General features: G+C 62.4%; 23 protein-coding genes. 6 read left to right on the forward strand and 17 right to left on the reverse strand.

From position 1 onward, the window contains the following. Window position 1: 1 nt before the first annotated feature. The 3 genes from bioB to TM49_RS09815 form a co-directional block, all read right to left on the reverse strand. Window positions 2-991 carry a biotin synthase BioB gene (bioB, locus tag TM49_RS09805; protein WP_045680905.1) on the reverse strand — a complete coding sequence of 330 codons (990 nt, stop codon included), beginning with the start codon at window positions 989-991 and terminating at the stop codon, window positions 2-4. Next, window positions 988-1,545, reverse strand: a complete 558-nt coding sequence (locus TM49_RS09810) for a biotin transporter BioY (protein WP_045680907.1) — start codon at window positions 1,543-1,545, stop codon at window positions 988-990. The genes bioB and TM49_RS09810 overlap by 4 nt, the downstream gene beginning before the upstream one ends. 83 nt (window positions 1,546-1,628) lie before the next feature. Next, the gene (locus TM49_RS09815) at window positions 1,629-2,303 is read right to left on the reverse strand and encodes a GntR family transcriptional regulator (protein WP_045680910.1); all 675 of its coding nucleotides are present in this window, start codon (window positions 2,301-2,303) and stop codon (window positions 1,629-1,631) included. Between the two features lie 150 nt (window positions 2,304-2,453). Here TM49_RS09815 and TM49_RS09820 point away from each other — a divergent pair, with 150 nt between their 5' ends. Next, on the forward strand, window positions 2,454-3,011 hold the full coding sequence (locus TM49_RS09820; protein ID WP_244464834.1) for a cytochrome b: 558 nt from the start codon (window positions 2,454-2,456) through the stop codon (window positions 3,009-3,011). 3 nt (window positions 3,012-3,014) lie between these two features. Continuing rightward, on the forward strand, window positions 3,015-3,776 hold the full coding sequence (locus TM49_RS09825) for a RibD family protein (protein WP_045680912.1): 762 nt from the start codon (window positions 3,015-3,017) through the stop codon (window positions 3,774-3,776). Here TM49_RS09825 and TM49_RS09830 read toward each other — a convergent pair. From TM49_RS09830 to TM49_RS09845, 4 genes are read right to left on the reverse strand one after another with little or no spacing between them, the layout of a single operon-like run. Beyond that, window positions 3,756-4,541: a methyltransferase domain-containing protein gene (locus tag TM49_RS09830; protein WP_045680914.1), complete on the reverse strand. Its 786-nt coding sequence runs from the start codon at window positions 4,539-4,541 to the stop codon at window positions 3,756-3,758. The genes TM49_RS09825 and TM49_RS09830 overlap by 21 nt on opposite strands. Next, the gene (locus TM49_RS09835; protein WP_045680915.1) at window positions 4,538-5,575 is read right to left on the reverse strand and encodes a glycosyltransferase family 4 protein; all 1,038 of its coding nucleotides are present in this window, start codon (window positions 5,573-5,575) and stop codon (window positions 4,538-4,540) included. The genes TM49_RS09830 and TM49_RS09835 overlap by 4 nt, the downstream gene beginning before the upstream one ends. Then, window positions 5,572-5,970, reverse strand: coding sequence for a 6-pyruvoyl trahydropterin synthase family protein (locus TM49_RS09840; RefSeq protein WP_045680916.1), 399 nt, complete (start codon window positions 5,968-5,970; stop codon window positions 5,572-5,574). The genes TM49_RS09835 and TM49_RS09840 overlap by 4 nt, the downstream gene beginning before the upstream one ends. Before the next feature lie 12 nt (window positions 5,971-5,982). After that, window positions 5,983-6,981, reverse strand: a complete 999-nt coding sequence (locus tag TM49_RS09845; protein ID WP_244464835.1) for a zinc-dependent alcohol dehydrogenase — start codon at window positions 6,979-6,981, stop codon at window positions 5,983-5,985. A 226-nt stretch (window positions 6,982-7,207) separates the two neighbouring features. On the opposite strand from TM49_RS09845, the gene ribA reads away from it, so the two are divergent. Together ribA and TM49_RS09855 are read left to right on the forward strand one after the other, a co-directional pair. Next, a complete protein-coding gene (gene ribA / locus TM49_RS09850) occupies window positions 7,208-8,314 on the forward strand; it encodes a GTP cyclohydrolase II RibA (RefSeq protein ID WP_045680921.1) in 1,107 nt (368 codons plus the stop codon). A 6-nt stretch (window positions 8,315-8,320) separates the two neighbouring features. Beyond that, the gene (locus TM49_RS09855) at window positions 8,321-9,136 is read left to right on the forward strand and encodes a CDP-alcohol phosphatidyltransferase family protein (protein ID WP_082074694.1); all 816 of its coding nucleotides are present in this window, start codon (window positions 8,321-8,323) and stop codon (window positions 9,134-9,136) included. On the opposite strand, the gene TM49_RS09860 is transcribed toward TM49_RS09855, so the two are convergent. Beyond that, window positions 9,121-10,044 carry a lysylphosphatidylglycerol synthase transmembrane domain-containing protein gene (locus TM49_RS09860; protein WP_244464836.1) on the reverse strand — a complete coding sequence of 308 codons (924 nt, stop codon included), beginning with the start codon at window positions 10,042-10,044 and terminating at the stop codon, window positions 9,121-9,123. The genes TM49_RS09855 and TM49_RS09860 overlap by 16 nt on opposite strands. Window positions 10,045-10,099: 55 nt before the next feature. On the opposite strand from TM49_RS09860, the gene TM49_RS09865 reads away from it, so the two are divergent. Further along, window positions 10,100-11,761, forward strand: coding sequence for an alkaline phosphatase family protein (locus tag TM49_RS09865; protein ID WP_244464837.1), 1,662 nt, complete (start codon window positions 10,100-10,102; stop codon window positions 11,759-11,761). 53 nt (window positions 11,762-11,814) lie between these two features. Here the strand turns inward: TM49_RS09865 and TM49_RS09870 are convergent, their stop codons facing one another. The 4 genes from TM49_RS09870 to TM49_RS09885 all read right to left on the reverse strand — a co-directional run bounded on the left by TM49_RS09870 (window position 11,815) and on the right by TM49_RS09885 (window position 16,381). Then, a complete protein-coding gene (locus TM49_RS09870) occupies window positions 11,815-12,627 on the reverse strand; it encodes a carbohydrate ABC transporter permease (protein WP_244464862.1) in 813 nt (270 codons plus the stop codon). Between the two features lie 79 nt (window positions 12,628-12,706). Beyond that, entirely contained in the window at window positions 12,707-13,630 is a 924-nt protein-coding gene (locus TM49_RS09875) for a carbohydrate ABC transporter permease (RefSeq protein WP_045685081.1), read from the reverse strand. Window positions 13,631-13,784: 154 nt separating this feature from the next. Further along, window positions 13,785-15,005 carry an ABC transporter substrate-binding protein gene (locus TM49_RS09880; RefSeq protein ID WP_045680925.1) on the reverse strand — a complete coding sequence of 407 codons (1,221 nt, stop codon included), beginning with the start codon at window positions 15,003-15,005 and terminating at the stop codon, window positions 13,785-13,787. 59 nt (window positions 15,006-15,064) lie between these two features. Then, window positions 15,065-16,381 carry an alpha-L-fucosidase gene (locus TM49_RS09885; protein ID WP_045685082.1) on the reverse strand — a complete coding sequence of 439 codons (1,317 nt, stop codon included), beginning with the start codon at window positions 16,379-16,381 and terminating at the stop codon, window positions 15,065-15,067. Between the two features lie 284 nt (window positions 16,382-16,665). Here TM49_RS09885 and TM49_RS09890 point away from each other — a divergent pair, with 284 nt between their 5' ends. Continuing rightward, a complete protein-coding gene (locus tag TM49_RS09890) occupies window positions 16,666-17,358 on the forward strand; it encodes a FadR/GntR family transcriptional regulator (RefSeq protein ID WP_045680926.1) in 693 nt (230 codons plus the stop codon). Window positions 17,359-17,377: 19 nt separating this feature from the next. On the opposite strand, the gene TM49_RS09895 is transcribed toward TM49_RS09890, so the two are convergent. The 5 genes from TM49_RS09895 to TM49_RS09915 form a co-directional block, all read right to left on the reverse strand. Beyond that, window positions 17,378-18,403 carry a LacI family DNA-binding transcriptional regulator gene (locus tag TM49_RS09895; protein WP_045680929.1) on the reverse strand — a complete coding sequence of 342 codons (1,026 nt, stop codon included), beginning with the start codon at window positions 18,401-18,403 and terminating at the stop codon, window positions 17,378-17,380. A gap of 11 nt (window positions 18,404-18,414) precedes the next feature. Beyond that, a complete protein-coding gene (locus tag TM49_RS09900; RefSeq protein WP_045680931.1) occupies window positions 18,415-19,713 on the reverse strand; it encodes a sulfatase family protein in 1,299 nt (432 codons plus the stop codon). Window positions 19,714-19,729: 16 nt separating this feature from the next. Next, window positions 19,730-20,563: a carbohydrate ABC transporter permease gene (locus TM49_RS09905; protein ID WP_045680934.1), complete on the reverse strand. Its 834-nt coding sequence runs from the start codon at window positions 20,561-20,563 to the stop codon at window positions 19,730-19,732. A gap of 7 nt (window positions 20,564-20,570) precedes the next feature. After that, entirely contained in the window at window positions 20,571-21,449 is an 879-nt protein-coding gene (locus TM49_RS09910) for a carbohydrate ABC transporter permease (RefSeq protein WP_045680936.1), read from the reverse strand. Window positions 21,450-21,533: 84 nt separating this feature from the next. Beyond that, on the reverse strand, window positions 21,534-22,778 hold the full coding sequence (locus TM49_RS09915; RefSeq protein WP_045680938.1) for an ABC transporter substrate-binding protein: 1,245 nt from the start codon (window positions 22,776-22,778) through the stop codon (window positions 21,534-21,536). Window positions 22,779-22,791: the final 13 nt, after the last annotated feature.

Raw genomic sequence — 22,791 nt, forward strand, 5'->3', positions numbered from 1 at the left:
GCTATTGTGGGACGGGGCGGGAGCCGGGGTATCTGGCGGCGGCGATATGGAGGCCGAGCCTTGTCAGGAGGTCATGGTCCTTCCAGGCGGCTGGGTTGCCGGTGGTCAGCAGTTGATCGCCGATAAATATGGAATTGGCTCCGGCAAGGAAGCAGAGTGCCTGCAATTCGTCGCTCATGCCCGTGCGGCCTGCAGACAGACGAACCACGGAAGCCGGCATCAGGATGCGGGCGAGGGCCACCAGGCGGACGAGGGCAAACGGGTCCACCGGCTTTGCCCTGTCCTGCACCGGCACGCCTTCGATTTCGTTCCAGAGGTTGATCGGAACGCTGTCGGGATGAGCCGGCAGCGTCGCCAGCGTGACCAGCATGGCGATGCGGTCCTCCTCCCGCTCCCCCATGCCGACAATGCCGCCGCAGCAGACCCTGATCCCGCCATTCCGGACATGGCCGACCGTTTCCAGCCGGTCACGCATCGTCCGGGTCGAAGAAATCTGCTCATAGTAGTCAGGCGAGGTATCGATATTGTGGTTATAGTAATCAAGCCCGGCAGCCTTCAGGCGGGTGACCTGGCCAGGGCTGAGCATGCCGAGGGTCATGCAGGTCTCCAGCCCCAGTTCCGACACATCCCGCACCATGTCGCACAGCTTGTCCATGTCTCGATCCTTGGGGCTGCGCCAGGCCGCGCCCATGCAGAAGCGCTGCGCGCCGGCGGCCTTCGCGCGGCGGGCGGCAGCCAGAACGTCGTCGCCATCCATCAGCTTCGTGGCCTTCACACCCGTCTCGTGATGGGCTGATTGCGAGCAGTATCCGCAATCTTCCGGGCAGCCGCCGGTCTTGATGCTGAGCAGGCTTGCCGTCTCGATCGCCGAGGGATCGAAGTGGGTCCTGTGCAGGGTCTGAGCGCGGTGAATGAGGTCGGGAAAGGGCAGTGCGTGAACGGCTTCTGCCTCTTTCATGGTCCAGTCGGTCCTGATTTCGGAATTCGTCATCCCTTGCGCTCCTTCAGGCTCACCAGGGCTGTGATCAGGCCCGAGGCCAGTGCGATCTTGAGCAGGTCGCCGACAATGAACGGTGCAAGGCCTGCAGCGATCAGGCTGGATGCCGGCACAAAGTGGGCGAGCCACATCAGCCCGAAAGCATAGACCACGGCAAGACCGGCCAGCATGGCCAGGGTCCGCCCCATCAGGCCGCGTCCCGCGCCCAGCCGGCCGATCACCAGTGTCGAAAGCAGATAGCCGAGCAGGTAGCCTCCGGTCGGTCCCGCCATGTAGGCGAGGCCGAGCCCGCGTTCTGGTGAACCGGAGAAGACCGGCAGGCCGATCGCACCGGCGCCCAGATAGGTGGCCATGGCCGCAAAGCCGAGCCGGGGGCCGAAAGCGGCCGCCAGAAAGAACACCGCAAATGTATGCAGCGTCATCGGCACAGGCCAGAATGGAATCTGCACCTTGGCGCCGATCGTGATGATGGCCGCGCCGCAAAGGGCTGCTGCCAGGCTGCGCCAGAGCGCTGCCGAGCGCGTCAAAGGGGGATTGAGCAATGTCATGAGGCGGTCCTTCGGAGATTGTTTGTTCTGACAATCTATAATTTCGAAGGTGGCTCGGACTAATCAACAAAGATTATAGATAATTATCCAGGAATCTCGTAAGTGTCTCTCAAATCAGCATTTTTAGAGGCCGGTTTTCGTTTGCCGATCCATCCGACATGTCGGGCCAGCGTCGAACAGGCGAATTCGGTCTGCCCCTCCCGAAGGGCGGTGAGGATGGCGCGATGGTCATGATCCGTCCGCGCTTCCCAATCGCTGCGCCAGGCGGCAAACAGGAAGCGTGCGCTGGCGGCTTGCAGGTCGTCTATTGTTCGCAGCAGGCGCGGCATGCCGCACGGCGCGAGGATGAGGCTGTGGAACCTGCGGTTGGCGGCTTCCCAGTCTCGGACATTGCCGGCCCGTTCCCCGCTCCGGCTAACTGCTTCTGCTTGTTGGAGAATCGACCGTGTCAGATTGGGTGCCGCGTGGCGCAACGCGAGTGATTCGAGGCTTGCGCGCATCTCGGCCACCTCGCGAAGCTCGGCGATGTCGAATTCCGTAACGCGAAACCCGCGCCAGGGCTCATTCTCCGCCAGGCCCTGCGTCTGCAAGGCGCGGAAGGCCTCACGCACCGGCACATGGCTTGCGCCGAACTCGGCCGCGACGTGGTCCTGCCGCAGGCGCGCGCCCGGACCGATGACGCCCGAAATGATCCGGTCGGCCAGAACACGGGCGATACGCTCCGAGAGCGTTTCTTCATTGGTTTTCGATTGTGTCATGATTTATAGATAATTTATACGTTCCGGTTTGTCGATCCGATGTCGTCTCACGCGATTTACCCCCTCGCAATCCGCTGCTATCGTTGCATTCTGACCCGGCGCGATGGTGGCAATTCAACGCAGCGGCTGCCGGCAGATCAGGAGGGGAACTTGAACGAAAACACAGGGCCAGGCGCGCTATCGCGGCTTTCCATCAATGTCGAGCGCTTTCCCGCGACGACACGTATCCTGCACTGGCTGATTGCGGCGCTGGTGCTGGTGACCTGGCCTCTCGGCATGGTCATCAAGTTCGTGAAGAACGAGGTCTCGCTCGACTTCTACATGATCCATGAGAGCCTTGGTTTCCTGGTTCTCTGGCTGATGCTCCTGAGGGTCGGCAACCGGCTTCTGACGCGCGCGCCGGCGGAAGACGGTCCACGGCTCGAGCGCATTGCGGCGGCCTCGGTCCACGGCCTGTTCTATCTCTTTCTGATCATCATGCCGCTGAGCGGCTTTCTTGCGACCAATGCCCATGGCTTTCCGTTCAGCTGGTTCGGCGTGCTGCCGATCTGGAGCCCGATCGGCAAGTCGCCTGATATCGCCTGGACGCTTTCGGGCATTCATCTGGCAAGCGCATGGATCCTTGCCGTTCTCTTCGTGCTGCATATGGGGGCGGTGCTGATGCACCATGTGATCCGCCGCGATTTTACACTCTACCGGATCCTCTAGCGCATGCGGTCAGTCGAACTGAGCGAGACAGCCTGGCGGCAACTGCTGGCGATGCGCGATGGCGAACCAGCCTCGCCGGATGGGCCGGCGGCATCGCTTTACGGAAAAATCGCGGGAGCACGCGGACGGTTCGTCGTCGCCCAGGTCGGCCAGTCGCTCGACGGCCGGATTGCCACGCCTTCCGGCGATGCCATGAATGTTTCCGGTCCGGACGGCCTCGCCCATCTGCACCGCTGCCGCGCGCTCGTCGATGCCGTCATCGTCGGCGTCACCACGGTGAAGGCAGACAATCCGCGGCTTTCCGTGCGCCTCGTTGAGGGCCCGTCGCCGGTTCGCGTGGTGATCGACTGTCACGGCGCGCTCGATGGCAGCGAGGGGCTTTTCCATGACGGCGGGGCGTCGGTGATCGTGATCGCAAGCACGCACACCACCGAGCAGGCACTGCCGGGCGCCGAGGTCATCCGCCTTTCGCCTTCTGCCGATGGCATTGCGACCAGCGATATCGTCAAGGCGCTCACCTGTCGTGGCCTCAACCGTATTCTCGTGGAAGGTGGATCGCGCACCATTGCCCGTTTCATCGAGGAGGATGAGGTTGACCGGCTGCATGTCGCAATCTCGCCGCTGATCATCGGTGCGGGCCCGGCCGGTCTCAATCTTTCCCCGGTCTCACGGCTTGTCGAGGCACGGCGTCCATCGGCCGACATCTACAGTCTCGGCAGCGATATCCTTTTCGATTGCGCACTTTCAGGCGGGAAGCGCCAGTAGGTCGACATGGCCGACCGTGCAATGGCTGTCGGGCCTGTCGATCGCCGCAAGTCGAAAGGCGATCCAGTCCTCGATATCGACGGGCTCGCCGATCTCTAGCAATGGCTGGCGGAAACCCTCGATGAAGGCTTTCTGTAGCGCTTTATCTCGCCGGGATAGCTGCCAGGGACTGATCGCAGTTTCAACCTGGAAGCCATGGCCTCCGAAGAGTGTCGCAAGCCGCCCCGTCGCCGCCGGACCGAGCGCCACGCCGAACCCCTTGTCGGTCTGCTGGTGCCGGTTGAAGGCGGCGAGAATTGCGTCGTCAGCCGGGTGGGGCAGCGTCCATTCGATCCGACCGTCGTAGTTCAGCGCGGCATAAAGCCCGACGGACCGGTCGGCGAGCGTTTCGGCAAAGGCTCTCGCAAAGGCTTCCGAACAGAGATCGAAGAGCGCTGATGCGGTGACCATGGCGGCATTGTCGAGCGGCAGTTCGCCGAGATCATTGAGGTCGTGCTGCCGGAAGGTCACGGGCTCACCGGCGCCGCAGAGCCGCGCTGCCTCTTCAAGAAGAAGCGGATCATTGTCGAGCAGCAGCCATTCTGTAACGGAGCCGACGTCGCCCGAAAGGCTTCGAAGTGTCGATCCTGTTCCGCAACCGATGTCGATGATCAGCGGCGCGGCGTTTGCCGCAACACGCCGGGCGAATTTGTCGACCAGACCCCGGTCGCGTGCGGCTCGGTCGGCCGGTTCGCGCAGGGTCAGCCAGTCGGCGGCGAAGCTCATGCGATCCGTTCCAGCATTTGCGACACGATTTTTCCGGTCTCGCGCCAGTCGGGAAGCCTGGCGCCTGCGGCTCTCGCGCCTGCCGCCTTGCTTCGGCGCAAGTCATGGTCCGACAGAAGGCTTCTCAGCGCATCGGCGAAGGCTGAGACGTCATCCACTGGCACCAGCGTTCCGGCCGTCTGCGGAACAACGTCGGGCACGGCTCCTGCACGGCAGGCAACAATGGGCAGACCGCGGGCAAGTGCCTCGGCGAAGACCATGCCGTAACCCTCGTAACGGCTTGCAAGCGCGAAGACATCGGCGCCGGCATAAAGCGCGTCGGTATCTTCAACGGCGCCGACGAGCCTGACACGGCCGGAAAGACCTGCTTCCCCGATCTGTCGATCGAGCGCGGCGGCGGCTTTTGGATCGAGATCACGACTGCCGGCGATTGTTGCGGTCCAGTCGAGATCCTCGATCTGTTTCAATGCGGCAATGAGGATGTCATGGCCCTTGCGCCGGGTTAACGAGCCGATGGACAGGATGTGCGGCACTCCGCCCGATCCTGCGGCCTGCGGTGCGGGATCGGTCCCCGGTACGGCGACCGTGATCCTGTCACGGCCGACCCCGAAGCCGGTCTCAAGCTCACGGGCCGTCTCCGGCGAGGTCACGACGATATGGCGGACATGTTCGAGCGCGCGGGTCTCGCTCCTGCGCAGCGCCATCGCCTCGTCCGGGCCGAGCCCGGTCTCAAGCGCCAGCGGATGATGAACCAGGGCGACCAGTCTCAACCGTCCGGCTTCGCGCGCGGCGAAGTCGTCGAGCACGCCGAAGGCCAAGCCGTCGATCATCACGAGTTGGCCATCGGCAAGCGAGGAGAGGGCCTCTTCCGCCGCACGCCTTGTGGCATCGGTGGGGGCTGGAAAACCATCGCCGAGCGGCAGGAGGCGCACCTGCCAGCCCTCGGCCTCGAAGGTAGCGATCAAGCGCCGGTCATAGCCATAACCACCGGTGCGAAGCGAAAGATCGCCGGGATAGGCGAAAACGAGGTTCAAAGCTCGGCCTCATACCAGCCGCGGGCGGCGTGGGATTCGTGCAGGGTGACGCGGATCTTGCGAATCCTGCCGCTGCCTGGGCCCAGTCGGCTTTCGGATACGGCCCTAGCCAGTTGGTCGAAGATATATTTTGCAATCACCTCCGTCGTCGTCACCTTGCCCTTGAGGGCCTCGAGCTCATCGAGGTTCTGATAGTTGAGCGGTTTCAGGACCTCGCCCAGAACAGTGGTTGCCGCGCCGATATCGACTGCCAGCCCATCTTCATCCAGATCATTGGTGAAGAAGGCAGCATCGGTAACAAAGGTCGCGCCGTGCATGGCCTGCGCTGGGCCAAAGACCGGACGGGGAAGCGAATGGGCGATCATGATGTGATCGCGAACCTCGACTGCAAACATAAGTGTTTTTCCTCAGTAGCGTATGCGATGGCAGAGCGTGCCGGGAGACGACAGGATGCCGGGATAGGCCGTTTCAATTTCCTCGAACGAAGTGTCGCCCGAGATCAGTGCGTCAAGACGGGCATCGGCAAGAAGTTGCAGTGCCTTGGCCAGGCGCTTTGCGAAGGTCCAGCGGGCGCGGTGCGACGGCGGCAGCGAGCCGACCTGGGAACTGACGATCGAAAGCCGCATGGAATGAAACCGCCCGCCAAGCGGGATCGCGGTTTCTCCCGCCCCATGCCAGCTTGCTTCGACGATCCGCGCTTCCTTGCCGGCTGCCCCAATCGCGCTGGCAAGAGCCTGGTCCGATCCGGACGCATTCACCGCGACATCGAAGGGGCCTTCGTATCCGCCCCTGCTGAAGGCAAGCCCGAGCTTTTCAGCAAGGGCCGCACGACGATCATTGGGATCGATGAGCGTCGTTTCGGTTGCCGGTATCGAGGCTGCAAGAAAGGCGACCAGTGCACCGACCGTTCCTGCACCGAAGACGGCAACCCTATCGCCTGGCTGGATACCAGCATCCCAGACGATGTTGAGCGCAGTTTCCATGTTGGCCGCGAGAACGGCGCGCTCGGGCGGCAGGCCGTCGGGCAGCGGTGACAGCATTGCGGCGGGCACCACGAACCGGTCCTGATGGGGGTGGAGGCAGAAGACATGCCGGCCGATCAGGTCGTCCGGGCCTTCCGCAACCCGCCCGACAGCCGCATAGCCGTATTTCACGGGGAAGGAGAAATCTCCTGCCATGTTCGGCCCGCGCATCCGCTCCTGCTCGCTGTCCGGCACCTTGCCATGGAAGACAAGGTTCTCGGTGCCTCGGCTGATGCCGGAAAACAGCATCTCGACAAGCGCTTCGTCTTCCTGAGGACGATCGAGCATTTCGCTGCGCACGGCGCACCGGCCCGCCTCGGGAAACCACAATGCTCTTGCTTGAAGGCGCGCGCCCGAATCCGTCAACGGTGCTCGATCAGACACTCTTCTCTCCCCTGGCGCAGTGATCCGTGCATTCCTGAGACGCCAACGTTGCGACCTTTGTTCCGGATCACGCGAAGTTGCACTTCAATTCCTGTTTTTTCTGCAGCACACTGAACCACTTGGGAAGAGGAAACGTTCTCATTTGCAGAAACTAAAATGACCCGGATCGCCTTCTACCGCCGTTTAACGGCCTCAGAAGGGGTGCGCGCCGAGGAGGGATACCAACATGAAGAACGACGCTTCTTTCGACTTTCAATCCATTTCGCCGGAGATCGCTGTGGAGCGCGCAGTGGCCGAACTGCGTTTCGGCCGGCCTGTGGTGCTGCGTGAAGGCGGCCGACAGATCGTGACACTTGCGCTCGATTGCGTTTCACCCAGTGTTTTTGATCAGTTCGCCCGCGCTTGCGACGACCGCCACGGCCTCTACCTCACCGAGGAGCGCGCCGACCGCCTCGGTATCGACTCCAGCGGCGGCATAGCGGTGCCGCTTGCCGGCAGGAGCTTCGAAGAAGCGTCGCATCTTGCCTATACGCTTGGCGCGCAAAAGCCTGAGAGCTGGGCGCCGGCCGATCCGCTTGTGGCGGCCTCCACCGAAATTGCGCGGCTGGCGCTGCTGCTTCCCGCCATGGTCGCCTGTGAGATCGAAAGCGGAAACGGGCGTTTTTCGGCCTGCCAGGCCCTCGATATGGCGCAGCTGAAGGCGAGCAATGCCGCCCGCCAGCATTTTCGGCAGGTCGTGAGCACCCGTGTGCCGCTGAAGCAAATCGGTGATGCCGATTTCGCTGTCTTCCGTGGCGGCCTGGCGCAGAAGGATCAGATCGCCATCATCGTCGGCAAGCCGGACACGAGTGCGCCCGTACCCGTGCGGATCCATTCCTCCTGCCTGACCGGCGATCTTTGCGGTTCGCTCAAATGCGACTGCGGCGACCAGCTTCGCAACGGCCTGAAGCAATTGCAGGCTGCCGGAGGCGGCGTGCTTGTCTATCTCGACCAGGAAGGCCGTGGCACGGGGATCGGCGCGAAAATGCGCGCCTATGGTTATCAGCATCAGGGTCTCGATACCATCGACGCCGATGCGGAACTGGGCCTTGCCAGCGACCACCGACGCTACGAGGCCGCCGCCGCGATGCTGCGTCACCTCGGCATCGAGCAGGTGATTCTGCACACCAATAATCCGACAAAGATTGACGGGCTGCGCGTAAATGGCATTGATGTGACAGGACAGGTCGGCGTTACCGGCACGGTCACGCGCGAGAATGTCGATTATCTCCGGACCAAAACACTGAAGGCCGGTCACACCTTGGCGCTTGAGAACCTGATTGCGGCAGAATAGGACGAGATGAGCACGCTTGAACCGCCGACGACGGAGCGACGGCAACTAAAGCATATCGGTCTGCCCGCCGGCAGCGGCAGCGCAGGCCGGGATATCGCATGGCAGCGGCTGAGGAGCACGCTCTTCGTGCTCGCCGCGATCTACATCGTCTCGCTTGCGGCCTATGCCGCGCTTGCACGGAAGTTTGCCACGGGACCGACGACCCCGATCGTGGCAGCGCTCATGCTCATCGCGATTTTTGGGATTGTCGTTCGCGCCCTCGATGGCCACGAGCACCCGCGTTTCGGCTCCGCCAACGCGATCACCGCCGTTCGCGCGGCCATGGTCAGTTTCTTCGCAGGCGCGGTTCTCCTTGCCGAACTTGAAGGCGCGAATGGTTCGCTCCTGCCGGTGCTGATCATTCTCGTCGTCATCGCGCTGGTGCTTGATGGGTTGGACGGCCATCTTGCCCGGCGCACGGGGCTGCAGTCGTCGCTCGGGACGCGTTTCGACATGGAGGTCGACGCGTTGCTGATCCTGATGCTGTCGCTCGCCGCCTTTCTTTTCGGCAAGGCCGGGGGCTGGGTCCTGGCGATCGGGCTGATGCGCTACGGTTTCGTTCTCGCGCAGATCGTCCTGCCTTTTCTGAATGCGCCCCTGCCGCCATCCTTCCGGCGCAAGCTCATCTGCGTCGTTCAGGTGGGGGCCCTATGCCTGATACTGGCACCGATGATTGCGCCACCCGTCTCGACGACGATCGCCGCATCGGCCCTTCTCCTCATCACCTATTCATTCGGCGTTGATGTCATTTATCTCTTCCGAGAGCGTCACCGCTCCGCATGACCCCGACGGCGCGTCATGGCGGTTGCCAGGAACAGGAGGCCCTGCGGCGCCACGCCGCAAAGGCAAAGCATGCCGTAAAGCAGGCTTGCCGAAAGTCCTTCGGCGCTTGTGAGCCCGAGCAGTGGCCAAAGCGCCGCTGCAGCAGCCTCGCGCGTGCCCCAGCCGCCAATACCGGCCGGGATCAGCATCGTCATCAGGCAGAGCGGGATCACGGTGATGAGGGCAACCGCTGGCAAGGGTGCTCCTGTGGCATAGGCCGCGATCATGAATACGGCGATATAGGAAAGCACCGTGAACATGCTGAGCCCGAACTGGACGGCGAACGCACCGCGTCGCCAGAAGACGGCCGCCAGATCCGGCTTGAGGTTTTCAAATCGCGCCATCAGGCGCGTGCGGGCGACAATAAGGCCAAGAGAGGCGATGACCACCACTATGCCCACGCCGATGAGGACAAGCCCGGCGAAGCCGGGTGGCAGGTTTTCGGACAGCAGAAGCGGCCAGACGAAGAGCCCGGCGCCGGCCAGAAGGAAAAAGGCAAGCTGGCCGGAGAGCCGCTCCAGCACGATCGCCGCGGCCGGCCGTTTCCAGCCATCCTCCGCGCGGGCCCGATAGGCCCTGATCGCATCACCGGCCATGCCGCCCGGAAGGATCTGGTTGACGAAGCTGGCGATGTAATATTCCCGGATCGCAAGTCCGGCGGGTATCGTCTGGCCAAGGCGATCCGCAGTGAACCGCCACCGAAGCGCCGAAAGCACGACCTGAAGCTGGACGATGGCGAGGCCGGTGAGAACGGGACCCAAAGACACGTTCTCGAAGGCCGCCACGACATCGGCTGGGTCGACAACGGTGACCAGTGCGGCAATGATCGCCACACAGAAAGCCACCGTAAGGATACCATATGCCGACAACCGTTGCTCCTTCCAAGGCCACGCGGTCTGCGCAAGGCAGAAAAGGCAAGTCATGATGGCTGAGGAACTGTCTGGCAAGCGAAACCAGCGGGCAAGAACGTTTGGCGCGGCGCTGACCTTCTTCGTCATCGCCTTGTTCGTGCTCAACCTGCCCGACCATCCGCATGCCTTTTCCCTGAAGGCCTTCCTGCACCTGCCGGTGGAGATCCCGCTGCTTGGTCTTGCGCTTGTGCTTTTGCGGCCCCGGATCGCGCGCATTCTGGCGGCGCTCGCAACACTTGCGCTCGGCATCGTTCTGTTTCTGAGGCTTGGCGATATCGGGGTGCAATCGGCCTTTCAGCGGCCTTTCAATCCCTATCTCGACGTCAGGATCTTCGCTGATGGATGGAACGTCTTTTCCGGTGCTGTCGGTCCTGTTGCGGCAGCGCTGGCGGTAGCCTGCGCCATTCTTCTGTTCTGCGGCGTGCTCGCTCTTTTCTTCCTCGCAGCATCCAGTCTTGCGCGCGTCTCGGGCAAATCGGCAAACGGCGCTTTGCTCGGTTTCTCCGGCCTGCTGGCGGTGGGGCTTTTCCTCTGGCTCGCAGGCGCGGCGACGGGAACGCGGGTCTATGCGGATGCGGGCGGCTCCACCTATATCGTTGCCCGGGTGCGGGCGGTGGCCGCGGCGGTCAAGGACATGCAGGGCTTCGACCGGCAGCTTGTCGAAAACGATACCCGATCCGACACGGACGGGCTGTTTCAGGCAGTGCAGGGCCGCGATATCGTACTGATCTTCATCGAATCCTACGGCCGTAGCGCCATCGAGGATCCCCGCTACGCGCCGCTGATCGGCCCTCGGCTTGCGGATGTCCGAGACGAGCTCTCCAGGGCCGGCTTTGCTTCCGCCAGCGGCTGGAGCCGGTCACCGACCATGGGCGGGTTGAGCTGGCTTGCGCATGGCACATTCCTTTCGGGCCTCTGGGTCGACAACCAGGCCCGCTACGACAGGCTGATGATGAGCGATCGCAAGAGCCTGAACCGGCTGTTCCGGGAGAATGGCTGGCGCACGGCCGCCATCATGCCGGCGATCACCATGGATTGGCCCGAAGGCGCCTATTACGGCTATGACACGATCTTCGCCTCTGATGATCTCGGCTATCAGGGTAAGCCGTTCAACTGGGTGACCATGCCTGATCAATACACGCTGGCTGCCTTCGACAGGCTGGTCCGCCATGCCGATGACGAACGCCCGGTGATGGCCGAGATCGCCCTGATTTCCAGCCATGCACCCTGGATCCCGGTGCCGACGCTGATCGACTGGGCCGATGTCGGCAATGGCCGTGTTTTCGACGAGCAGGCAACAAGCGGCGATCCGCCCGCCGTGGTCTGGGCCGACAGGGAAAGGGTGCAGCGGCAATATATCGGGACGATCGATTATGCGCTGCAGACGGTCGGCGATTATATCGCCCATTTCGGTGAAGATGCGGTCTTCATCGTGCTCGGCGATCACCAGCCCGCACCGCTGATTACCGGGCCGGATGCCTCGCGCGATGTCCCCGTCCATGTCATCAGCCGCGACGCGGACCTGGTTGCGCGTTTCGAGGCCGAAGGGTTCACGTCGGGCATGATCCCCGCCACCGATGCGCCCGAGCGATCTATGGACGCCATGCGAGGCGAACTGATCCGGTTATTCTCGGGGGCCGACGGTGTATCTGAGCAAGTCAGCTACCCGCGTTGACCGTCAGGCAAAGAGCCATGTTTCCGCTGGCTCCGGCTGCAGGTCTCCTCGGTTCACCGGCCGCCGAAGCCGGAACTCATGGCGATGCCGCGATAGATGAGCTGCTGCAGGCCGATCGCGAGGATGATGCCGGGGATCATCGATAACGTCGCGCCGGCCATGATGAAATTCCAGGCGGTGCCCTGCTGGGTCTGGAACATGGTGAGGCCAAGCGGCAGCGTGGCATGGGCGGTGTCGTCGACCACGATCAGCGGCCAGAGAAAGTTGTTCCACTGACCGATGAAGGTGAACAGCGACAACAGCCCGATCGCCGGAAGCGAGACCGGGACGATGATGCTGACGAGAACTCGCAACCGCGAGGCGCCATCGATCAACGCTGCCTCCTCGAGTTCCTTCGGGATCGACAGGAAGAATTGCCGGAGCAGGAAGGCCCCGAAGGAGCTGAATGCCATGGGCAGGATCATGCCGAGATAGGTGTTGGTCAGCCCGGCGCGGCTGACGATCAGAAACAGGGGTATCACCAGCATGACCTGCGGGATCATCAGCGTGGCGAGATAGGTCGTCAGCAGGCCGCCACGGCCGGGAAAGCGCAACCGCGCAAAGGCATAGGCCGAAAGCGTGGACACCAGCACGGTGATGACTGTCACCGAGCCCGCGACGACGAAGCTGTTGATGAAGAAACGACCGAAGGGCAGCTCGTTCCAGGCTTTCGCGAAGGTGTCCCAGGCGTATTCCTCAGGCAGAAGCCGTGGCGGAACGGCCAGCACTTCCGCATTGGGGCGGATGGTGTTGGTGATCATCCAGAAGAACGGGAAGAGGAAGGCGAGGGCGACCAGTGTCAGCCCGCAGTAACTCACCACCGTCATGATGCGGTGGACCCGCTTGCGCCTGCGGCTTGTCTTCAGCCGCGCGGCCCTGTCTTTCTGGTGCGGGATCGTGGCCGGGCTAGCTATCATAGTGCACCCATTTGCGTTGCAGCCAGAATTGCAGGGCCGTCAGCGCCATGATGATGATGAACATCACCCAGGCGAGCGCGGAGGCATAACCCATCTGGTAGTTGGTAAATCCGTACTGGTAGATTGCGAAGCCGAGCGTGGCCGTCGCCGAGCCGGGGCCGCCGCGCGTGAGCACGAAGATCTGGTCGAAGACCTGAAGCGAGGTGATCGCGGTCATCACGACGCCGAAGAACAATGTCGGCGATATCAGCGGCAGCCTGATCTTCCAGAACCGTTGCCAGGGACCGGCGCCATCGATCTCGGCGGCATCGAGATAGCTTTGCGGCACAAGGTCGAGCGCCGCGTTGAACAGGATCAGGTTGTAGCCGACATTGCCCCAGAGCGTGACGATGACGATGACCTGCATGGCAAGATGCGGGTTGATCAGCAGGTTCGGAAAATGGACGCCAAGCGTCCTGAAGACCGCGTCGACCAGCCCGCCCGGCGTGAACATCAGCAGCCAGACCATCGAGACGGCAATGCTCGGCGTGAAGGTCGGCAGGAAGAAGACCACTCGGAACCAGCGCTGGGCGCGTTTCAGGCTGGCAATCCAGGTGGCGAGCCCGAGCGCCACCACGAGGTTTAGAATGACGTATTCGACCGTGAAGAACAGCGTGTTGCCCAGCACGTTGAAGAATGCCGGATCGACCGTCAGCAGCCTGATGTAGTTCGACAGTCCGACGAAGCGCGGTTCCGACAGAAGCGACCAGTTGGAAAAGCTGAGCGCCAGCGAGGCCGCAATCGGCAGGATCAGGAAGATCAGCAGGCCGAGGAAACTCGGCAGCAGGAACACCAGGGCGGTGTGCGCCTCGGTGTTGAAAAGCCGGTGCCTGCGCCGCCCGGCCGGACGGGTTCTAATCTCAGTCTGGGACATGAAGCTCCGCTCGCGTGGATCGCCCTTGCGCATTGCCGCACGAATGGCGATCGCGCATTCCGAAATTCGCTATCGTCAGGGCGATCGCCGGTTGTGGCCACGCCCTGCCGCAGGCCCGCCGACGAATGAACCACCGGCGGGCATGGGACGGCGCCTATTGCGCGGCCAGGCTCTGGATCGTCTGCATCACCTGTTCCGGCGACTGGTTGCCGGAGAAGGCGAGTGGGAAGTACTGGTTGAACAGGTTCTCGACCGCGTTGAAATTCGAGGTGATTTCGTAGGTCACGGAATGATCGAGCGCATAGGTGAGCGCGTCGCGTGCGCCATCAACATCGGCCGCGGCGACGTCGTACCAGTATTGCTGCTGTTCGGTGCGGGAGGGCAGGGCGCGGCCTTCCTTGCCGAGATAGGTCAGCGCTTCCGGACCGGTCAGCACCTCGATTGCCTTCAGTGCCTCCGCCTTGTGCTCGCTCTTTGCCGAGATGCCGAAGCCGGAACCGGCGGTGACGGCCTCAAGTTCGCCCTCGCCGCGCGGTAGCGAGGTCATGCCGAGGTTGAACTTGACGTTGGTCTTCTTCGTCAGCATCACCCACGGTCCGTCGACATACATGCCGAGATTGCCGGCATCGAACCGGCCCGAAATGAGCGAGCCCGGATCGCCGGACGAGGCGACGAGCGGTGCGACCTTGTCCGTGGTGACAAGATTCGTCAGCTTGGTCGCCGCGTCGATTGCTTCGGGGCTGACAAGGTCGAGCTTGCCATCGGCGTCGAGATAATGGTCGCCGAGGGCAGCGGCCATCACAGAATAGTTCTGCGGGAACACGCCGGCGCCGTAATTGTCGCCCGAGGTCATCTTCTTGGCCGCTTCGACAAACTGATCCCAGGTCCAGCCGGGTTCGGGCAGGTCGGCGCCAGCGGCCTCGAACATGTCCTTGTTGTAGTAGATCATCCACGGCCCGACGTCATAGGGAAGCGCGAACAGCGTTCCATCATAGGAGAGCCCGCCGAGAATCGATTGATCGAAAACGGAGAGGTCGAAGCCCTCGCTCGTCAGCATATCGTCGAGTGGTTCGAGCACTGTCGGGAAGTTCGGCATGCGCAGCGACTGCATGGCGATGATGTCGCCAGCCTGGCCGGAGGCCACGCGCACCGGCAGTTTCGTCCAGTAGTCGCCCCAGGACGAGGTTTTCAGCTCGACGGTGATGTCCGGATATTTTTCATGTACCATGTCGGCAAGGTGTTGCCAGATGGCGGTTTCAGCATCGTTGCTCGACCACATGTTCCAGGTGAGCGTGACGGGGTCGGCGGCAAGCGTCGAACCGGCGGAAACGGTCACAAGCGCTGCGCCGGCGATCATTGATCTCAGGCTGAACATCGTATTCTCCTCCCATGACGATGTTCCGGACAGGGCCTCCCAACCCCGGCCGGTTCGGTTTAGTCCTTCAAGATGAGTTCGACCACGGGAACCGTGACGTTCGGCTTCTTGACCGGCAGTTCCAGGGTGATCATGCCTTCGGGTACGGTGACGCCGACATTGGAATCGACATCCTTCGAATGCGTCAGCCACTTCACTTCGCTACCGTCATGCAGGAAGCGGGCGAATTCGAGTTTGCCGTCCATAGCGTCGATATGGATGTGCCGGAACGGCCAGCTGAAGATGTGGAGGAACAGGCGATTGCCCTTCTGGGTGTAGCGGCAGTCGCGCGGCGGTTCGATGTCGGCAACCCCGGCACCGTGGATCGCCTCGCCGTTCAGCGTCATCCAGTCTTCGTAGACCTTCAGCGCGTCCACAGCCCGGTCATCGAACAGGCCGCGCGCGGTCGGGCCGACATTCATCAGCAGGTTGCCGCCGAGCGATACCGTGCCGACGAGCAGCTTGATCAGCTGTTCGGCGTCCTTCCAGGTTTCTTCGTCGCGGTCATAGCCCCAGGAGCCGCTGAAGGTATGGCAGGCCTCCCAGGTCACGGGCTCGCCCTTGACCGTCGGTGCGACCCGTGGCGTGTACTGTTCCGGCGTCATGATGTCGGGCACGAAGCCGGGCAGGTCGAGGAGGTCGAGACGGTTGTTGATGATGATGCCGGGCTGCAGGCGGCGGGTGGTGGCGAGAAGCTTCTCGCTGTTCCAGTCGTTACGGCCCTTGCCGGCGAGCCCCTTGTAGCTGCGGCCCGGATAGCTGAAGTCGTACCACATGATGTCGATCTTGCCGTAGCGGGTCAGCAGTTCCTCCACCTGCGCATGCAGATAATCCGCATAGCGGCGGACGTCGCGGCTCTCGTTGAGGCGGGCGGCATCGGGATGGTTGCGCAAGGGATGGAAGATATCGATGGGGAAGTCCGGATGATGCCAGTCGATCAGCGAATGGTAGAAGCCGATCTTCAGCCCCTCGGCCCGGAAGGCTTCCACATATTCGGCGACGAGGTCACGGCCGGATGGCGTGTTGGTCGCCTTGTAGTCGGTGACGGCGCTGTCCCACAGGCAGAAGCCCTCATGGTGCTTGGTGGTGAGCACGGCATATTTCATGCCCGCCGCGCGTGCCCGTTTGGCCCAGAGACGCGGATCGTAGGCATCGGGATCGAACAGTTCGAAATAACGTTCGTAGACCTCAGGAGCGATTTCTTCCCGGCTCATCAGCCATTCATGGCGGGCGCCTATGGCATAGAGCCCCCAGTGAATGAAGAGCCCGAAGCGGCTTTCGACAAACCACTGTTTTTCGGCGTCACCGAGAGCGAGGTCCTTGAGGGACTGGTCCATGTTTTCCTCCTCTTGAAAGACCGGCAGCCGGTCTCCGAAACATCCCCTCCGCAGCGGCCGCGCGCAATGGCGCACGACATGCCGGCCTCTCGCGAGGCCGGTCATCATCTTCCTTCAGCCGGTGGAAACGGGTGATCTCTCAAGTGCTCCTCCCAAAGCACAGGATGTGATTTCAGGCTAGGCTCGACTTTGATAGCTGTCAAGTGGTAAGACCACCTGACCAAAACACACGAATAATCATCGTCGTTTTGTGCGCCATGACTGAGCAGCGGGTGGAATTTGCCATGAAATTCAAAGCGGTCACGCAAAACAAGCTCTACACGCAGATCGCCAGCCAGATCAGCGCGAGCATCGAGGACGGGTCGTTGCGGCCGGGCGAGCAGCTGCCGAACGAGCGCGATCTCGCCCAGCAGCTCAATGTCAGCCGGCCGAGCCTGCGCGAGGCGCTGGTGGCGCTGGAGGTTGCCGGCCTGATCGATATCCGCGTGGGCGTCGGCGCCTTCGTGCGCACCCAGCGGGAAACGCCGGCCTTCCTGCCGGAGTATCATCGTTCGCCCGTCGAGATCATCGAGGCACGGCTGCTCATCGAGCCGGAGGTCGCCGCGCTGGCCGCTGCCGCCATCGACGATGCCTCGATTGCGGAGCTCGACGAGGTTCTGGCGCTGATGGAGCAAGACACGGACCGCGCCGAATGGTCGCCGACCCATGACAGGGCGCTGCATTCGATCGTGGTTCGAAACTGTCCAAACGCAGTGCTGCGCGAGATCGCGATGGGCCTCTGGTCGGCGCGGGATTCGGAGATCGACAAGAAGATGCATGGCCACCTCGCCGAGCTCGAGAGCGTGCGCAGCCGCATCTTGCAGGATCATCGCGGGATCGGGGCCGCAATGCGGCGTCGCGATGCGGAGGCGGCGCGCAAGGTCATGCGCGACCACATGCTGTTCGTATCGGAAACAATGTCGGCAGCCTGGGACTGAGACTTGAGCGGGGTGCCGGTCAGACCTTGCGGGTGCTGCCGCGCTCGATGATGGTCGGCAGGATCTCGACGTGCTTGACGGCCTTGCGGCCGCCGTGGCGTTCCATCAGGAGGTCGACGGCGGTCTCGCCGATGACGCCGGCCTCGAGCCTGAGCGTCGTCAGTTTCGGTGCCACCATACGGGCGATCGAGCTATCGTTGAAGGCGACGACCTGGACATCGCCGGGGATCGACATCCTGGCCTCGGCAAGCGCCCGGTAAACTTCGACGGCAACGCGGTCGGCATAGACCACGATCGCGTCCGGTCGCGGTTTGCCGGCCGCATCGAGGCGGGCCAGCAGGTGGTCGACGTGAATGTCGCTATCGACACGGACATTGTTGCCATAGCCGATATAGTCGGCATCGAACTTGCCGGCCTCCGTCATCACCTTGCGGAAGGCGCGAAGTCGTTTGGATTCCGGTGAGGAGACGCCGATGAAAGCGGGTCTCTCGACGCCGCGCGCCAGAAGCCATGTGCTCAGCCGCGCGGACGCGGCCTCGAGGTCGACATAGGCAACGTCGGTGTCGTGAGGCCGTTCGTGCGGATGGGCGAGCGATAGCGGTATGCCGAGCTTCTCGATCGCCGCCCGCTGTTCGGCCGGCAGGTCGCCGACGGAGATGACGCCGACATTGCGCAGCCGGTGCAGCATGGCGGGATCGAACTCGCCGGCGAAAAGCCGAGTGGTTGCCAGGCCATAGGCCTCGCAGCGCGCTTCGATGCCCTGCCTGAGGCCGACATAGAACGGTTGCGAGAGTTCATCGGCGCTTGACAGGAAATGGACGATCATCACCGTCTTGAGATCGGCGGGCCGCCTCAATGTCACCGATGCATCGTCATCCGGCCCGCTGCGGGCCCGGCGCATGACATATTGCAGCGCCTCGGCCGTCTCAACCACGCGCCGCCGCTTCTCATCGGAGATCGAAAGCGACGGGTCGCGGTTGAGGATGCGGGAAATGGTGGATTCGGCAACGCCTGTTCGTTTCGCGATCTCCTTCAGCGTTACCATTCGTCCTCACTTCATGTCGCCTGCGCCGCGGGAACGATCTCCGCAGCCTTTTCGCCAGCTTCGATTATACGTGCGCCGAGCCGTTTTGAAAGCGCTGCCCGGATGTCGGCATGCGCCGGGGAAAGAACCAGATTGTCAAGCTCGTAGGGGTCGTTCTCAAGGTCGTAAAGATGGCTTTCCACATAGCGCAGGCTTGCCGACTGGTTCCAGCCGTCGCCGTCCGGATCGGTGACGCTGTATTTCCACTTTCGGGTCCTGAGCGCGCGCCCGACCAGGCTTTCGCTGATCTGAACGAAGATCTCGTCCTCCTCGTCAGCCGTGGCCCGCAGGATCGAGCGGCCCTGCATGGTTTCGGGAACGGCGACGCCAGCGGCGTCGAGCAAGGTGGGGGGCAGATCGACGAGCGAGCAGTAGCGCTCGATTGGCCCCCTGCCGTTCAATCCCGGACCGGCGATCAGGCTCGGCACCCGGATCGAGGCCTCGTGGCAGGAGCGCTTGTATTCGCCGTTGCGGGTCTTGAAATGGCAACCATGGTCGGAGGTGAAAAGGATGATGGTGTTGTCGAGCTCGCCGCGCGAGATCAGCGCATCGATGACCCGTCCGAAGGCTTCGTCGAGCCGGGCGACCATGCCCATATAGCCGCTGTAATGGACCTCCGTCGTGCCACCAAGGGCCTCAAGGTCCGGCGGATAGTTTTCGATCCGTTTCGCGATGCGATCGGCATAGCCGACGGGTGCCGGATAGTTGTCGTTCTGGTTCTGATGGTGTGGCTCCAGGAAGGAAAGGAACAGGAAGAACGGGTCGTCGCGCTCCTGGTCTATGAACTGGATCGCGGCATCGGCAAGCGCGTCGACGCGGTAGCCGGGCAGGCTGTGGCGTTCGCCGTCGCGGTCGAACAGGTTGGTCTCGTAGGGCCAGGAGGCGAATTCGAGGATGTTGGCGGCGAGCCAGTCGTCGTAGCCGCCCTGCTGGTCGCGCGGCACGGGCTCGCGGTCGGCGAGGTGCCACTTGCCGATATAGCCTGTGTCATAGCCGGCCTCGCCGAAATAGTGGGCGAGCGTCTTTTCGCTCTTCGGCAGCGGAATATCGTTGCGATAGCAGCCGGTCTCGGTGGCGTATTTGCCGGTCTGGAACACCGAACGGGCCGGGCCGCAAACAGGCTGGCAGGTGAAGGAATTGCGGATCAGCCGCCCCTGCTCGGCCATCCTGTCGAAATTCGGGGTCAGGTCGAGCGGGTTGCCATGGATGCCGACCGTGTCGAAGCGCTGCTGGTCGGTGAAGAAGACGAGGACGTTTGGTCTTTTTGTCATTGGTGTTTACCCGGGGTCATTTCATGCCCGAGAGCATGACGCTCTGGACGAAGTAGCGCTGCATGGCGACGAACAGGATGAAGCAGGGCAGGAACAGCAGCATGCCGCCCACCGCAGTGAGGTTCCATTGGGTGAAGAATTCCTGGTTGAACAGTGTCAGCCCGGTGGTGATCGGCCGCATCTTCTCCGTCGAGACGACGACCAGCGGCCAGATGAATTCGTTGAACTGGAAGACAAAGGTCAGAAGCGCAAGCGTGGCGATGGCCGGTTTGAGCTGCGGCAGGATGATATCGATGAATATCCGGAACTCGCCGGCGCCGTCGAGACGGGCGGCGGCGACCAGATCATCGGGGATCGGCAGGATGAACTGACGCATCAGGAAGATGCCGAAGGCGCTCATCGCAAACGGCAGGATCAGGCCGGGATAGGTGTTGAGCAGACCCATTTCCGCCGTCATCACATAGAGCGGGATGAGGCGGATGAAGAACGGGATCATCAGCGTCGCCAGAAGGGCGACGAACATGAAGCGGCGGCCCGGAAAATCCATCTTGGCGAAGACATAGCCGATCAGCGGATCGAACAGCACGTGCAGCACGGTGATCGTTCCGGCGATGATCGCGGAGTTCAGCATGAAGCGCGCGAACGGCGCCTTTTCCCAGATCGTAACGTAATTGGAAAACTGCAGCACCTCCGGAATGACGATCACCCGGCCGGAGAACATGTCGGCATCGCTCTGCAGCGACAGCGAGATCATGTATAGGAAGGGTAGCACCGCCAGAATGACGAAGATCGCCAGAAGCGGATAGATCACCAGTTTCGATGCAGTCGTGTGGGTGTCCTTGTGGGCCATGATGTCCTCAGACGTGCTTGATGTCGCGGTGAAGCAGCTTGAACTGCACCCAGGTGATGAACAGGATCAGCATGAACATCGCGAAGGAGAGCGCCGACGCGTAGCCGATATCGAGCCCCTGGAATGCCGTCTCGAAGACATGCAGCGAATAGAGCCGCGTCGCGTTCGCCGGCCCGCCCTGGGTCAGGAGATAGGGCAGCGCCATTTCCTGCAGCGAGCCGATCATGATGACGACGGCGAGGAACAGCGTGGTCGGCATCAGCAGCGGCAGGGTGATGTCGCGGAAGAGGTGGTGGCGTCTGGCGCCATCCATGCGTGCGGCCTCGTAGAGATGGGCGGGAATGCCCTGGATCGCGGCGATATAGATCAGCACCGCATAGCCGATGTCCTTCCACACAGAGACGCCGACAAGCGTCCAGATCGCGGTATCGGGGTTCACCAGCCAGAACTGCTGCGGCAGGCCAAGGCTCACGAGTGCGGCGTTCAGCAGGCCGGTATAGGGATCGAGGATCGCTCGCCACATCAGCGCCGAGATGACGAAGGAGATGATGTAGGGGAAGAACAGGATGGCGCGGATCGTGTTCTTCGCCCGCACCGGCCCGACCAGCAAAGCGGAGAGGCCGAGCGCGATCACCAGGGTGAACACGACGCTGCCGATGGCATAGATGAGTGTCGCCTTGATCGCCTTGATCGCAAGCTGGTCACTCAGGATGCGGGCGTAGTTCCTGAAGCCGATGAAGGTTGATTCGCCGATCAGAGGTTGGCCGTCACGAAAACTCGCCCAGAATTCCACGGCGATCGGCCAGAAGAAATAGACGATGAAGTAGATGATGGCCGGCGACAGAAAGGCATAGGCGATCAGCGTGCGCTTGGTTTTGTAGGTCATCCGGTCAATCCCCGATCAGACTTTGAAACCGGCATTGGGACATGCCGGAAGAGGGGCGTCGCGCCGTCGCGACGCCCTTGCTTTTCATTCGTTGTCGATAAGGGCGTTGGCCTCGTCCTGGGCCTTCGCCATCACCTCGGCGGCGGGCTTGTTCGAATAGAGCACCTCATCGATGGCACCGTTGATGACCTCGTCGATGGCGGGCTTGTATTTGCCGGCCTGCCGCATGGCGAGCGTCGCATCGCGTGAATAGGGCAGGCAGGCGCCGAACTGGCCGAGGATCGGATCGGCCTGCACCTCCGGGCTTTCAAGCCACGATTTGCGCGGCATGGTCATCGAATACTGAAGCGAGGTTGCCACCTCGACATCGACGGCGGTCAGGCGCTTGATTAAGTCCCAGGCCTGCTCGGGATGCTTGGCATCCTTCGGAACCATCAGGCTGACGCCGCCCTGGAGCGTGCCCTGCTCGACTTCCTTGAGAGAGGGTGCAACGGCCCAGTTGAGGTTCGGATTGCCGGTGCGGATGGGATTGATGTCCCAAGGGCCGGTGATGATCATGGCGGCGCGGCCGGCCGTGAAGAGCCGCTGCGGTCCCTCGTAGTCGGCGCCCGTGACGGGAACCGGCGCGGAGTGGTCCTTGTGGATCAGGTCGGCGACGAACTGGATGGCGCCGGCCGCCGCGTCGCTGCCCATCGCGATCTTGCCGGTCTCCGCGTCGTAAAACTGGCCGCCGTTCTGGTAGATCCACGGCATGATGTAGCCGCCGGCCGCATTCGGGGCGAAGCCGAAGACACCGTTCTTGGTGGTCGCTTTCGCGACCTCGCGGAATTCCTCCCAGTTGGTCGGCGGCTTGTCGTAGCCGGCAGCCTTCAGCATATCGACGTTATAAAGCAGCGTCGCACATGTCAGGTGGATCTGGACGCCATAGTAGGAACCGTCGACGGTGTTCTTCTCGACCGACACATCCTGCCAGTCGCCCGGATAGTCGAATTCGGCCTGATCGCGGGCAACATAGTCGTTGAGATTGTAGAGTAGGCCCTGCTGGGCGAATTCCGGAACCCAGGCGCCTGGCTCGGCGACGAGGTCCGGCGGATTGCCGGCGGCGAAATCGGCGACCAGCTTGGTCCTGAGGTCCGGCCACTGATAGCGCTCGAAGGCAACGTGGAAGCCGGGATTGGCCTCTTCGAATTCCTCGAACACCTTGAGATAGGTGTCATAGCCGTGGCCGGCGTTGAAATAGACCCTTATATCCTCGGCGCTCGCCGATGTGGCGATCACGCCCGCCGCAAGAAAAGTCGCGGCACTGCATTTCAGTATCGATTTCAGCATTTGTTCCTCCCGT

Origin of the sequence: Martelella endophytica, from assembly GCF_000960975.1 — a bacterium.
GTDB lineage: Bacteria > Pseudomonadota > Alphaproteobacteria > Rhizobiales > Rhizobiaceae > Martelella > Martelella endophytica.